This window comes from Streptomyces sp. NPDC001450 (assembly GCF_053597295.1).
The window spans coordinates 59,619-73,251 of the sequence record NZ_JBSFHY010000033.1 but is presented as its reverse complement, the minus strand read 5'-3'; the positions used below and the strand labels follow the sequence as shown (position 1 = coordinate 73,251).

Annotated in this window: 8 protein-coding genes and 2 pseudogenes; 8 read left to right on the top strand and 2 right to left on the bottom strand. The window is 67.6% G+C overall.

Annotated features, from left to right (window positions below):
- Positions 1-17: 17 nt before the first annotated feature.
- From ACWC5O_RS31020 to ACWC5O_RS30990, 7 genes and pseudogenes are all read left to right on the top strand, one after another.
- A pseudogene (locus tag ACWC5O_RS31020) lies at positions 18-869 on the top strand (transposase); the annotation flags it as partial.
- Positions 870-1,056: 187 nt separating this feature from the next.
- Positions 1,057-1,521 (top strand): YjfA family protein, encoded by a 465-nt coding sequence (locus tag ACWC5O_RS31015; protein WP_450588051.1) that lies wholly within the window; start codon positions 1,057-1,059, stop codon positions 1,519-1,521.
- 304 nt (positions 1,522-1,825) lie between these two features.
- Positions 1,826-2,410 (top strand): hypothetical protein, encoded by a 585-nt coding sequence (locus ACWC5O_RS31010; protein WP_450588049.1) that lies wholly within the window; start codon positions 1,826-1,828, stop codon positions 2,408-2,410.
- 39 nt (positions 2,411-2,449) lie between these two features.
- Entirely contained in the window at positions 2,450-3,139 is a 690-nt protein-coding gene (locus tag ACWC5O_RS31005; RefSeq protein WP_450588047.1) for a hypothetical protein, read from the top strand.
- A gap of 124 nt (positions 3,140-3,263) precedes the next feature.
- Positions 3,264-3,579, top strand: a pseudogene (locus tag ACWC5O_RS31000) (transposase); the annotation flags it as partial.
- Between the two features lie 301 nt (positions 3,580-3,880).
- Positions 3,881-4,573, top strand: a complete 693-nt coding sequence (locus ACWC5O_RS30995) for an ABC transporter ATP-binding protein (RefSeq protein WP_450588256.1) — start codon at positions 3,881-3,883, stop codon at positions 4,571-4,573.
- Entirely contained in the window at positions 4,570-6,915 is a 2,346-nt protein-coding gene (locus tag ACWC5O_RS30990; protein ID WP_450588045.1) for an FtsX-like permease family protein, read from the top strand. The genes ACWC5O_RS30995 and ACWC5O_RS30990 overlap by 4 nt, the downstream gene beginning before the upstream one ends.
- Before the next feature lie 1,155 nt (positions 6,916-8,070).
- Here the strand turns inward: ACWC5O_RS30990 and ACWC5O_RS30985 are convergent.
- A complete protein-coding gene (locus ACWC5O_RS30985; RefSeq protein WP_450588043.1) occupies positions 8,071-8,577 on the bottom strand; it encodes a SigE family RNA polymerase sigma factor in 507 nt (168 codons plus the stop codon).
- Positions 8,578-8,967: 390 nt separating this feature from the next.
- Positions 8,968-9,651, bottom strand: a complete 684-nt coding sequence (locus ACWC5O_RS30980; protein WP_450588041.1) for a hypothetical protein — start codon at positions 9,649-9,651, stop codon at positions 8,968-8,970.
- 129 nt (positions 9,652-9,780) lie between these two features.
- On the opposite strand from ACWC5O_RS30980, the gene ACWC5O_RS30975 reads away from it, so the two are divergent.
- Positions 9,781-13,476, top strand: coding sequence for an nSTAND1 domain-containing NTPase (locus ACWC5O_RS30975; protein WP_450781117.1), 3,696 nt, complete (start codon positions 9,781-9,783; stop codon positions 13,474-13,476).
- Positions 13,477-13,633 lie beyond the last annotated feature (157 nt).

The window sequence follows — 13,633 nt, the reverse complement described above, 5'->3', positions numbered from 1 at the left end:
GATGCCCGGCAGGAGGCGTCACCTGCTGGTTGAGGCCCGACGCTCACACCTCGCCCGAACGGATCTTGTGTCACACCTACGGGCGGGGCAAGGACCAGCACATCCCTGCCCCCGGCTGGCCATACTCAGTCGTCACTCAGTCGTCTGCGCGCTCGAGCCCGGTCGCAGCTCATGGACCGCGCCCCTGGAGCGCTCCGTCTGGCACCCGGGGACACGCCGCCACCGTCACCGCCCGTCAGCTACGCGGCCTCATCGAGCGAACTGATCACCGCCTGGTAGTGGCATGCAGGTGACCCCGACATCCTCCTTGTCGCGGACGCCGGATATGGCGCGTCCCGTCTGGAGTTGCTGCTGAAGGGCCTGTCGGTCCACGTGCTGGCCCGCATGCGCTCGGAGTGGTCAGGCACCCACGCCACCCCGCCGGACGCCGACCGCCTCTGGCAGGCATACCTGCGACACTTCGACATCGAGCACACGTTCCGCATGTTCAAACAGACCCTTGGCTGGATCTGCCCGAAGATCCGCACCCCCGAGGCTGCAGACCGATGGACCTGGCTGATCCTCGCCGCCGACACACAACTCCGTCTCGCCCGCACGCTCGCAGCCGACCTGCGTCGCCCTGGGAGAAACCCAGTTCCCCGGACAGACTCACTCCCGCCCGCGTCCGCCGCGACTTGCGGCACATCCGCCCACAAACCGCTTGCCCGGCCAGAGCACCGAAAACCTCCCGCCCCGGCCCCGGACGGCCACCGGGCCGAAAGAACACCCGGCCCACACCCCGCCACGACGTGCACACACGCCGCAAAACACAACCGGCGAAACGACGAACGAAGAGCTCAACCAACCCGAAGCCCCGCCGCCCAGGTTAAAGATCACGTTGGAAGAGCCCAGTTGCGGGGGCCCGGCAGGCGGTGTGTTGTGGAATCGGCGGCGGCAACGACTGCTTCGGCCCTCACGACGCACGTCCTCTTCTCCGGCTTCCGGTCTCCAGGACTCTCGTCCCCCCTTTTTCTCTTACGAATGATCAGGTCAGCCAGTCGCGAAAGGTAGGACGTCATGATGAGCACAGGCCGTCCGGCGGTGTCGCTGGCCGCGGTACTGGTCACGACGGTGGCCATCGTGGCCGTCTCCGCCCCCGCACACGCCGCACCGAAGGCGGCGCCGACCTGCTACGCCGGCTCCTGCTTCAACCTCGATCCCATCGAGACCCACTGTGTCGACGACGCCGTGACGATCGGTGACGCCGTACTGGACGGCCGCATCGTCCGGCTGCGGTACAGCGCGCAGTGCAGGGCCGCCTGGGCGCAGCTCTGGTACGGGAAGCCGGGCGACAGGGCCTATGTGCGGAGCGAGGACGACAACGGGACGATGCTGGCGGTGACGAGCACCACGGTCATGCCCGGGGACGGGAACAGCGTGTACAGCCCGATGGTGGACGACAAGGGCGTGAAGGCAAGGGCGTGTGTCGAACTTCCGTCGCTGCCGGCCGAGTCCGGGACGGCGTGCACGATCTCGTACTGAGCCGGCTCACCGCCCTCACACCGTGGTGGTCCTCCTGAAGGCCTCGGATTCGGCGGCGTCACTCGGATGCGTGGTCTCGCCCCCTGTGTCAGCCTGATGTATGGGGGGTCTGGCCCATAGCGATGTTGAAATCCAGACAGGGGGCGAAATGGCATCGAGCAGCGGATCAGAATTCCCACCCCCGCAGTTCCGGCAGCCGTACCCCGCGCATGAGCCGTCCTTCGCTCCGAGAGGGCGCCGGAACGAGTTTCCCCTCAACGGGCACGGTGACATTCCCGACGCACTGCGACTCGCCGTCAGCCGCATGTCGGCGTCGGGACCGCATGCCGAGAGGTCGTACCAGGAGGCACTCGACCTGGTGCGCTCGCAGCCCGGCACGGAGGTCGCAAGAGCTCTTTCGGAAGCCGTACGGGAACTGCCGGAAGACGCGTACCTGGAGCGGCTGGCACTGGCCCAGGTCGCCACGGACCTCCGCGACGGCGCACTGGAGGAGTTTCTGCGGCTCGTCGTGGCGGCAGGGCTGCCCCCGGAACGCGGAAGTGCCGACGGTCACGGCTTCAGCACCCGGGCCCGTGAAGTAGTCATCCGCATGATCGCTGTCGAAGGGCTCGCTCGGCTCGCCGCGGACGGTTCGGCCGCCGCCGCCGAGAGCCTCCTGGCCGCGGTCGCCCACGAGAACCGGACCGTCAAGGCGGCAGCCGTCGCGGCGTTGCAGGAACTGGGCGGCGAGTACGAGGAGCGGCTGCGCGAGGCAACCGCGCCGGAGGACCGCGAGCTGCTCAAGACACGCCGGCTGCGGATCGAGGACGTTCCCCAGCCCGAGGGCGGCACCCACGTCAACCACCCCGGTGCCGGGGACGGTCTCGCGCCGCCGGACATCACACGGTAGCGGTGGGCACCACCGTCAGCGCAGGTTGGAGTGTTGGACATGGCAGTGTGCGGAGCCACCGTACCGAGCAAAGCTCTGAGCGGCGACGACTTCTACAGTCCGCTGATCGCCAGTCAGGCGATGGTGGACTTCTTCTGGAACAGCTACGGCTTCAAGAACTCCTCGGCCTCCGCGACATGGAAGAACGGATGGGGTTACGAGGACCCCTACAACACGGACCTCCCCCTGGCCAGGACATTCACCGGTCTGTACGCGCTCACCTACTCGGCGCCGGACTGGCAGAACGACTCGTACAGCAGCCCGATCCTGAACTTCGCCCGACGGTACGTTCGGGAGAACGTCGACGACCTCCGCGCCCTCTGCGGCGACGGCACCGCCACCGCGCGCGCCATCTACGGGCCGCTCGTCGACGACAGGATCGAGCTGTACAAGGACTTCTGGTATGCGCAGGTAGTCGTGGAACGGGCGTCCACGCTCCTTCACGAGGCCCGGCACATGGGAGGCAAGGGTCACAACGCGAACTTCCCGCCGTGGTCGGTCTACGCGGGAAGCGGCGCCGACTCCGAATGGGCCTACGACGGTGCCTGGACGTACGAGACCAACTACCTGTGGTGGTTCTACTCCAACGGCGCGAACACGACGACGGCGATGAAGAACATAGCGAAGCAGCAGGGAAACTTCATGATCGCCAACTGCTTCGCGACGAAGCCACCGTTCGTCATCGTCTGACCCCGGGGCGAGCGCCGACCCGACAAGCTGCGATCCCTTGCCCTCAACGGGACACTGGCACCATCCGGCCGAATCGCAGATTTCACGGACGCAGGCCATGCCCGGTTGCATCGCCCAGTACACCCGAACCCGACCGGAGGTAGTCCTCGCGCATCGTGCGTATGCATCCCGCGCAATCCGCGGGCATCTCCGCCGACGCGGCATCCGTGCCGTCATCCCGCAACCCGCCGAGCAGGTTGGACACCGCCTGCGGCGAGGCCGTGCGGGAGGCCGTCCGCCGGGTTTCGATGCCGAGGCATAGAAGCAGCGCAACACCGTCGAACGGTGCATCAATTCGCCTCAAGCAAGGGCGTGGTTTGGCGATGCGCACCGACAAACTTGCTCTGGCCTACCGGGCGGCCCTGCACCTGGCGGCCATCTTGATCTGGGCCAGCGGCTGAGCTGGATGACCATCCCAAGCGCGGTGGTCAGGATGGCTCGTGCACGACCAGTCGAAGGGCTTGTGTCTCACCGGCGCCGCCGGTTCCTCTGTGGGCGCCTTGGGGTCGCAGGGGCAACCTCTGTCCGGGCCAGAGGTGCGCCGGGTTCCACCTGCGGGGCCATCCTCGTACATCCCCGGGATGAGCACCGCCCTGGGTTACATCCGGGGGCTGACGACCGGGTCGGGCGGCGCCGCCTAACGTCCTTGTCATGATCAGCGAAGAGAGCAGTGGCACGGCCACAGAGGCCGGGGTGGTCGCCATGCGGGAGCAGGCGGTTGTCCGGGTGAGCGGGTTACGCAAGGAGTACGGGGACACCGTTGCCCTGAACGGGGTGTCGCTGGAGATCGGTGCCGGGGAGGCGGTGGCGGTGATGGGGCCGTCGGGCTGCGGCAAGTCCACCCTGCTCAACATGATCGCCGGGCTGGACCGGCCGAGCGCCGGCAAGGTACGTGTCCATGGCGACGACCTGGGCGCGATGAACGAGACCGGGCTGGCGCTCTTCCGGCGCCGCCGGATCGGCATGATCTTCCAGTTCTTCAACCTCATCGACGACCTGCCCGCGATCGACAACGTCGCCCTGGCCGCCCAGCTCACCGGGACACCGGCCCGTCAGGCCCGGCGCCGGGCCCTGGAATTGCTGGACGAACTCGGCATCGCTGACCGCAGGAACGTCTACCCGTCCGTACTGAGCGGCGGCGAGCGCCAGCGGGTGGCGGTGGCCCGTGCGCTGATGAACCGCCCCGCGCTGCTGCTGGCCGACGAGCCGACCGGCGCGTTGGACAGCCACGCGGGGGAGCAGGTGATGGACCTGCTCATCGACTTCAACGGTTTGGGTCAGGCCCTGTTGTTGGTGACGCATGACGAGCGGCTGGCCACCCGGTGCGCCAGCCGGCTGGTGACGATGGCGGACGGTCGGATCACCGGCGAGCGAACCCTGGAGCGGACGGCATGAGCGCGGCGTGGCGGGCCTCGATCGCGGCCGTGCGCCGCCGCCGGCTGCAGACCTCGGTGATCGGGGTGGTGGTGCTGGTCTCCAGCATGGCTCTGGTGGTCGCGCTCGGGCTGCTGGACGTCGTGTCCGGACCCTTCGACCAACTCTTCGGCCGGGTGCACGGCGCACACGTCATCGCCACCTTCGACGCGACGAAGGTCTCCGGCGCGCAGCTGGCCCGGACCGCGCACCGTCCCGGCGTACGGGCCTCGGCCGGACCATTTCCGGAAGCCGTGATCGAGATGCCGGAGAACGTGGCGTCCGAGATGCCCGGGATGGCGCCGGGCCCCTTGACGGTCGTGGGGCGCGCGGACCCCGGTGGCCCGGTCGACCGGCTGGACCTCTTCGCAGGGCACTGGGCCACTGGGCCCGGCCAGATCGTGCTGTCACTGCCGGATGCGCCCGGGATGGGCAGCGGGGCGCACTCGCCGCTCGGCAAGCGGATCCGACTGCCCGGGCAGCAGCCGTTGAGCGTGGTGGGCCTCGCGTCCAGCATGAGCGGGACCGCGCAGGCATGGGTCTCCCCGCGGCAGATCACGGCCCTGCACCCCACGACGTACCAGATGCTGTACCGGTTCGACCGCGCCGCGACACCCCGTCAGGTCGCCGAGGACACCGCGGCGGTCAGGGTCGGCCTGCCGTCCGGATCGATGGTCGCCCACCAGTCGTACCTGACCTTGAAGGCGCAGGTCGCAGCCAATCCCAACACCTTCGTGCCGTTCCTCATGGCCTTCGGGATCCTCGGCCTGCTGGTGGCGGTCCTGATCGTGGGCAATGTGGTGAGCGGTGCCGTGGTCTCCGGCTTCCGGCACATCGGCGTGCTCAAGTCCCTGGGATTCACGCCCAATCAGGTCGTCGCCGTCTACCTGGTGATGGTCTGCGTCCCGGCCACGGCGGGCGCGGCGGTCGGCACGGCGCTGGGCGGGGTGGTGGCACGGCCGCTGCTGCACCAGGTCTTCCAGGGCGCACAGCTCGGCACCGCGAACGTGGAGCCGACGATCGGCTCCTGGGCGTACGCGACGGCCGCACTCGGCATGCCCGTGACGGTGCTGCTGGCCGCGCTGATCCCGGCCCTGCGCGCCCACCGGCTCTCCGCGGCACGCGTCATCAGTGCGGGCAGCGCACCGCACGGCGGAAGGGGGCCGGCCGTACAGCGGTGGCTGACCGGCGTCCGGCTCCCGCGCTCGGTGACCCTCGGCCTGGGCCTGCCCTTCGCCCGGCCCGGACGGGCGCTGCTCACCGTCGCCTCGGTCCTGCTCGGCGTGGCGACGGTGACCTTCGCCACCGGTCTGTCGGCCACCATGGTCTCCTACGGCCACGCGGAACAGGACTTCGGCAAGGCACAGTCGACCGTCTGGCGAGGACAGACCAGGTTCGATCAGACCGCCCCGCACCACGACGACGCCGCGACACAGAATCTCCTGCGCGGTCTGCCGCATGTCGCGGACGTGGCCGCAGTGGGCTTCATCAACGTACGGATCCTCGGCCGGAGCGAAGGAGTGGCGATCGAGGGCGTGCGCGGGGGACGGTCGACTCTCCCGGACGGCCTGGCGCGGGGCCGTTGGATGCGCAGGCCCGGCGAGGTGGTGGCCTCCGGCAGATTCCTCGCCAAGCAGGGGCTGCGGCTCGGTGACTCCTTCACCCTGACCGTGGCGGACGGCCGGCAGGAGCGCGTGACCCTGGTCGGGGAGATCCTGGCCGGCCCGCAGGACTGGATGCGCGCGGACTGGTCGACGGTGACAGCCTTGGCACCGGACGCGCAGGCCAACCAGTACTGGGTGCGGCTCACCCGCGGCGCCGACTTCAACGCCTACACGAAGGCCGTACAAGCCGCCGACCCGGGGCTCTACCCGACAAAGAACACCATGCTGAACGCGGACGCCGTGACAGTCATCAGCTCCGCATCCGCGCTGACCCTGATGCTGACGCTGGTCGCCGCGATGGGCGTGTTCAACACCGTCGTGCTCAGCGCACGGGAGCGCCGGCGCGACCTCGGGATGCTCAAGTCGATCGGCATGACGCCACGCCAGATCACGGTGATGATGGTGGCGTCCATGGCTGGACTCGGCCTGCTCGGCGGGATCCTGGGACTGCCGCTCGGAGTCGCGGCGTACCACGTGGTGATCCCGATAACCGAACACGCAGCCCAACTCACCTTCCCGGCACGAATGCTGGACGTCTGGCACCCCGGGTCGATGACACTGCTGGTACTGGCCGGGGTGGCGATCGCGGCACTGGGTGCGGTGATCCCGGCACGCGCGGCGGCACGGCAGACCATCGCCCGGGTACTGCGCACCGAGTGAGCAGGGAGCGCGGTCACAACGACGAATCATGAGGTGGGCTTGCCCCTGGCGCGGGAGCGAGTTGCCTGAACCGGGCATGCCCCTCGGCGGCACGCGGGGAATCTCGCGAGCCTGGTCTCCTGGGCAGCGCCTCGTTGATCACGTCCCCGGCCCAATTGGCGGGCTGAGGCGGGTGCGGCGGTCGCAGTTCGGTGATCCGCTCGGTCAGTTTCCGGTTGCTGATCTGGCCGAGCTGATGTCCGAGCTGCTGTCGCACAGCGGCCCGGAGCTGATCGCGTTCTGTGCGGAGTTCCTTGATCTCCTCGCGTGCCATGGCCAGGTCGGCGTGCAGGCTGGCGGGCCTTGCTCTGCGGCCTTGGGCAGCTGCGGTGACGGGGCCCGTTCCTGCCGTTGGATGGCCGCTTGGACGTGCTCGCGGACACCCTCGGCACAGACGAGACCCCAGAACCGCGTTGGCGCTGCCGTCCTGCCGGAAGCGGATCGTCGAATGGTTCGTGCGGCCTCGCGGCGGCAGGGGACGCTCACCAGCCAGTCCCGGAACCTCAGCAAGTTCTCGAAGCCCGGCTCCGACCACCGCAGCTTCCACGCTCATCACACCAGGTCAGATACAGAGCCACCCGACTCGACCCATTCCGCTCGGTGTTCACCGACCGGCCCAGACCACGCACCTGGTCGAGGAGCGCAGTCGCCTCACGATGAAGCCGGAAGCCCCCGTCGACGACCACCCACGGCCACCATTGAAGAGCTCGGTGGCACAGCTTTCTCAGCTCGATGGATCACGTACGGACTAACGCGCCACACACCCCAGCGACCTATCAGACACTCATCGGCCACACGGTCGGATGAGACCTGACCGCACGTCCCTCACACCCATGAACCAGATCCAGATAACGGTGCCGATCAACGTGGTGAACGCGACTGAGGACCACTCGATCCGCTTCCACCAGTACCACCTGGAGGACATGGGTTCTCTGGGCGAAACGATGTGGCGCAATGCAGGACATCGGAGATCTGTGCAGCTCAGCGCCGGTACCACCCACTGTAATTGGTGCAAGAGGTGTGGCGCTGTCGCCGATCGAGTGAAGCTGTCCGATGAGGAGCAGCGCGGGATGACTGACTGTTGTAGCCGAGCAACCCACATGCCACTACCTGCTTTTACAGGTAGCTGCGCTGTAGCTCGTCGCGGAGCCGGGCGAGCGCCCGGTGCAGCGTGCTCTTGACCGTGCCAGCCGCCATGTCGAGGGCAGCGGCCGTCTCTTCCGTGGTCAACTGCTCCCAGTGCCGTAGTACGACGACGCTGCGCTGCTGGGGTGTCAGTGTCTTCATGAGGTCCATCAGTAACTGGCGGTCGGACGGCTGCTCGGTGGGGTCCTCGATGCTCGTGTCCGGCAGCTGCTCGGTGGGGAGCTCCTGCAGCTTTCGTGCCCGCCACCATTCGGTGCGGGTGTTGATCATTACGCGGCGCAGGTAGGCGTCTGCGAGTCGCTTGTCCGCTATGCGGTGCCAGTGCAGGTACGTTCGTGCGAGCGCGGTCTGGAGCAGGTCTTGGGCGTCGAGCGGGTCGGCAACCAGGCGCTGGGCGCTGCGCAGCAGAGCGGCATGCCGTATGCGGACGTACTCTTCGAAGTCCGATGCCAGGTCAGGCTGCTTACGCGGATACATGGGTCGAGTTCCTCTCGATATGGCGTGAGTGGTGCCATCAGGCGTGGCCAGGGTCCGGGCCTACCCCTCGCGAGGCCCGGACCCTGGCATGTGTTGTCACTGTTGGCTGTTTTCGCCGCGCAGGACGCCCTTTCCGTTGCGATAGGCGTCGACGCGGACCCAGATTGTGTTGCTCAGGGCAGGGGTTTCGACGGTTCCGTTCAGTCCCAGGTCCATGGAGTGGACTCCGCCACCGCAGCGGCCGCTGTGTGCGCGGCAGTCAACGGTGAGCTTGGTGTTTAGGAAGAACTTGTGCCGGCAGTCGATTCACTGCCCCCTGCACTCCGGGCTGGGAAGGTGCACTGCGTTCATGGCCTCTCGCTCGCGCACGGCGGCCGAGCCCCGAGTTGTTTACTGGTCCGCCCCGACGAGAGTGGTGTGTGCTTTGCCCCGTACCTGGAGGACGAATCGAAGTCCCTCGCCCTTCCTATAGGCGTCACCTGTGATGGTCTTGAGTTTGTTGTTGCACTGCAGGTAGCGGCTGCTGTTTTCGATGAACTTGCGCTTCTCGACGTTGTAGATCCGGACCCTGGCCGTGCCGCCATCGTGGTTGTTCCAGCACTTCCAGACGGCGGTGATCCCGCCGTCCGCGGGCGTGAATGTCCCCGAAACCCACTTCTTCCCGTGGTTGTTGAGGTAGCTGGCGGAGACGTTGGCCTCCCAGAGAAGTGACTGAGTGCTGACTGTCGCCTCCGCACTTGGGGCAGTTGCGGTCTGACGCCCCGCCTTTGCCTGGAACGGAGCAGGTGCGGCGTGGGCGGTCACCGGATGGGCGCTGGCAGCGATGTCCGCCTGGGCGGCCGGCGCGGCCAGGGCCAAGCCGACTGCGGTGGCACCGGTGGTCATCGCCAGTGCTACGCGGTTGCGCATGTTCACGTGATTCCTCTCGTTGTAGACGCATTGATGCGTAGGCACCGGCTCAATGTCGGCTCGTGGAGCGGATCCGAACCGGTGCTTGCCATCGAGTTCAGCGGGTCGGGGATTGAATGGGCAGCCGGTTCCGCCGCCCTGAACAATGGACTCGGTGCAGGTCATGGGCATGGCGTTGCGGCGATGGCCAAAGGAGACGCCTTCGGATTGCGCTTCTCCCGTGAGGTTGCGTACCTTGTCCGGCCTCGCGCCGTGTCCACGGGGGAGACGGGCGGCTAGAGGGGTGAGCTGTCGATGGCGGGACGTCCGGAGAGCCCACTCGATCCCAGCATCGGGCCGGTGGCGCGGTTCGCGGCCGAGTTACGCAAGCTCCGTGCTGAGGCAGGGGGCCCGACGTATCGGGCGATGGCGCAGCGCGGGGGGCAGGGGGCGAGCACGCTGTCGCAGGCCGCTGGTGGTGAGCGGTTGCCGACCCTGCCCGTCGTGCTGGCCTATGTGAGGGCGTGCGGCGGTGATCCGGAGGAGTGGGAGAAGCGTTGGCGGCAGGCGGCCGCTGAAGTAGCGGCGGAACCCCGGGCCGAGGATGAGGACGTCGAGCCTCCGTACCGGGGCCTGGCCCGCTTCGAGCCGGGCGACGCCGATCTGTTCTTCGGCCGCGACGAGCTCACCGACCGCCTGGTCGATCTGACCCGTTCCCGTCGGTTCACCGCGGTGTTTGGCCCCTCGGGCAGTGGCAAGTCCTCTCTACTGCGTGCCGGCCTCATTCCCCGCCTCCGCACCCCTGAGCCGACCGGCTCACAGCCGGCCGCGCTGCGCGTCCTCACTCCTGGCGAGCACCCCCTGCGCACCCATGGACAGCGGCTGATCCCGAAGGACAGCGGCGGGGACACATGGCTGATCGTGGACCAGTTCGAAGAGCTCTACACCCTCTGTACCGACGCCGCCGAACGCAACGAGTTCATCGATCGGCTCCTGGGCGCCACCAGCCCGGATGCCCGGCTGCAGGTGGTCATTGCGGTCCGCGCCGACTTTCTCGGCCGCTGCGCTGAACATCCGGGGCTCACTGCCGCCTTGCAGGACGCGATGCTGCTGGCCGGGCCGATGGGCCAGGACGAACTACGTGAGGCGATCGTCAAACCGGCCCAGACCGCCAGCCTGATCGTCGAGCGCTCCCTGACAGCCAGCATCCTGGCCGAGGTCGAAGACGAACCCGGCGCGCTGCCGCTGATGTCGCACGCACTGCTGGAGACGTGGCGCCGGCGCAACGGCCGTGCCCTGACGCTCGAAGTCTACGAGGCGGCGGGCGGCCTGCGCGGCGCAATCGCCCGCACAGCAGAAGACACCTACGCCCGCCTCACCCCGGCCCAGACCAACCTCGCCCGCCGGATCATGCTGCGCCTGGTCACCCCGGGCGAGGGGACCCCCGACACCCGACGGCCCACGCTACGCACGGAACTCGACTTCGCTGACCTTCAAGACACGGCCGAGGTCCTCGAACACCTCGCCCGTGCCCGCCTGCTCACCCTTGAGCACGGCACCGTTGACCTGGCTCACGAAGCCCTGATCACGGCGTGGCCCCGGCTGCAGTCATGGATCAACGAAGCACGTGACCGCCTGCGTCTTCATCGTCAGCTCACCGAAGCCGCACGGACGTGGAACGATCTTGAGCGCGACCCGGGTGCTATGTATCGCGGCACCCGGCTCGCTGCAGCCGAAGAGACCTTCATGCGCACTAGCGCCGAGAGCGAACTCACCTTTCTGGAACGCGACTTCCTCACGTGCAGCGTTACGGCACGCCAACGAGAGGAGGAAGCAGCGGGCCGCACTACACGGCGGCTGCGTCAGTTCACCGTGACCTTGTCCATCCTTCTTGTGCTCGCGCTTACCGCTGGACTGATTGCGTGGCAGCAGTATCGGACCAGTGAGCAGCAGCGAGAGCAGGCGCTCACGGCACAGCGGATGGCGCTCTCCCGCCAGCTCGCGGCGCAGTCGGCCGGTCTCTTGGAGACTGACCCCGACTTGGCCTCACTCTTGGCAGTCCAGGCGTACCGAACTAGTCGGACAAAGGAGGCTACTGTCAGCCTCCTCGTGGCAGCGGCTCGCCCGCTCCAGTGCCGTCTGACTGGGCATACCGAGGCCGTGAAGTCTGTGGCGTTCAGTCCGGACGGCCGCACCTTGGCCAGCGGAAGTAACGACACGACAGTACGGCTATGGGACACGGCGACCGGGCGGCTACGCACTATTCTGAGGGGGCATACCGAGGCCGCGGATTCTGTGGCGTTCAGTCCGGACGGCCGCACCCTGGCCAGTGCAGGCGAGGACAAGACGGTGCGCCTGTGGGATGCAGGCACGGGCCATCTGCTCGCCACGTGGAATGCCACTGACATCGTGAGGTCGGTGGCGTTCAGCCCGGACGGCCGGACCCTGGCCAGCGGCGAGGACGACGGGAAGGTCCGGCTGTGGGATGTCGTAACGGGCAGGCCGCGCAGTGTCTTGACCAGCCACACCAGCACCGTGTGGTCGGTGGCGTTCAGCCCGGACGGCCGGACCCTGGCCAGCGGCGGGGATGACAAGGAGGTCCGATTGTGGGATCCGGCGACGGGTCGGCCTCGCACCACGCTGACCGGCCCCATGCAGGCTGGCGATTCAGTGGTGTTTGCACCGGACGGTCGCACCGTGGCGACCGGTAGTGGAGACGGGAAAATCCGGTTGTGGGACGTCAGGACAGGAAGAATGCGCACCGTCATGGGCGGCCAGATCGAAGGCGTGGTGACGTCGGTGGCGTTCAGCCCGGACGGTCAAACCCTGGCCAGTGGCGGGCTCGATGGAAATGGGCAGTTGTGGGATGTCACAACGGGAGGGCTGCGGACCACCCTTAACGCGCATATCGGCGATGTATGGGCGGTGGCATTCAGTCCGGACGGTCGCACCCTGGCTACGGGCGGCCGTGACAACACGGTGCGCCTGTGGGATGCGGGCAGTCCGCGCGCCACATTGAACGGTACCTACATTGACGGAACCACGGCGTTCAGTCCGGACGGCCACATCCTGGCCAGCGGTGGTGTCGATCCGGACGGTCGCCCCCTGGCCAGCGGTGAATCTCAGGGCCAGGTGCAACTGTGGGACGCATCGACGGGGCACCGGCGCGCCACTCTGAATACCACCAACAACGTCGAGTCACTGGCGTTCAGTCCGGACAGCCGCATCCTGGCTGTCGGCCGGGAAGAACGGAAGATCCAGCTATGGGAGATAGCCTCAGGGCGTCTCCGAGCTTCCTTGGACGCACACACCGACGTGGTGCGGACCGTGGTGTTCAGTCCGGACGGTCGAAACTTGGCTAGTGGCGGCAATGACGGGAAGGTCCGGTTGTGGGATGTGGCGACAGGCGGGCTGCGCGCGACCCTGACCGGCCACACCAGCGACGTGTGGTCGGTGGCCTTCAGCCCGGACGGCCGCACCCTGGCCAGCGGCAGCGACGACGGGACGATCCGGTCGTGGGACGTGGCGACAGGCCATCTACGCGCCACCAGAAAGGTCACCAAAGCCAACGACCTGATAGATCCCATGGTGTTCAGTCCAGACGGCAACATCCTGGCTAGTGGCGGCAATGACGGGAAGGTCCGGTTGTGGGATGTGGCGACAGGCGGGCTGCGCGCGACCCTGACCGGCCACACCGACCCGGTGGAGTCGGTGGTGTTCAGCCCGGACGGCCGCACTCTGGCTAGTGGTGGCAATGACGGGAAGGTCCGGTTGTGGGATGTGGCGACAGGCGGGCTGCGCGCGACCCTGACCGGCCGCACGGCGCCGGTGGCGTTCAGTCCGGACGGCCGCACCCTGGCCAGCGGCAGCCACGATGGCAAGATCCGACTTTGGGATGTCTCGCTTCCCGGCCCCCTCTCCGCGATAAGAAAGATTCAACAGGCAGTTCGTAGATCCCTCACTCCGAGTGAACGCTCGCTTTACCTGCCGTCCGACGCCACCTCTCCGTGAATGACGCCATCACAGCCGTGCTCACACACCGTTCCGATCAAGAGGGCCTCAACTCAAAAACGAGATGGCATGGTCCTGACCGCATCCCGGACGCGCCACGGCCCCGCGAGCAAGACATCCTTGAGCCGGAGTTGCTCGCCCTGTCCGCCGATTCCGT

Excerpts from the sequence above, each read along its gene's own strand:
- ACWC5O_RS31015 (WP_450588051.1), top strand. The coding sequence starts at position 1,057 with ATGATGAGCACAGGCCGTCCGGCGGTGTCGCTGGCCGCGGTACTGGTC.
- ACWC5O_RS31010 (WP_450588049.1), top strand. The coding sequence starts at position 1,826 with ATGTCGGCGTCGGGACCGCATGCCGAGAGGTCGTACCAGGAGGCACTC.
- ACWC5O_RS31005 (WP_450588047.1), top strand. The coding sequence starts at position 2,450 with ATGGCAGTGTGCGGAGCCACCGTACCGAGCAAAGCTCTGAGCGGCGAC.
- ACWC5O_RS30995 (WP_450588256.1), top strand. The coding sequence starts at position 3,881 with ATGCGGGAGCAGGCGGTTGTCCGGGTGAGCGGGTTACGCAAGGAGTAC.
- ACWC5O_RS30990 (WP_450588045.1), top strand. The coding sequence starts at position 4,570 with ATGAGCGCGGCGTGGCGGGCCTCGATCGCGGCCGTGCGCCGCCGCCGG.
- ACWC5O_RS30985 (WP_450588043.1), bottom strand. The coding sequence starts at position 8,577 with ATGTATCCGCGTAAGCAGCCTGACCTGGCATCGGACTTCGAAGAGTAC.
- ACWC5O_RS30980 (WP_450588041.1), bottom strand. The coding sequence starts at position 9,651 with ATGACCTGCACCGAGTCCATTGTTCAGGGCGGCGGAACCGGCTGCCCA.
- ACWC5O_RS30975 (WP_450781117.1), top strand. The coding sequence starts at position 9,781 with ATGGCGGGACGTCCGGAGAGCCCACTCGATCCCAGCATCGGGCCGGTG.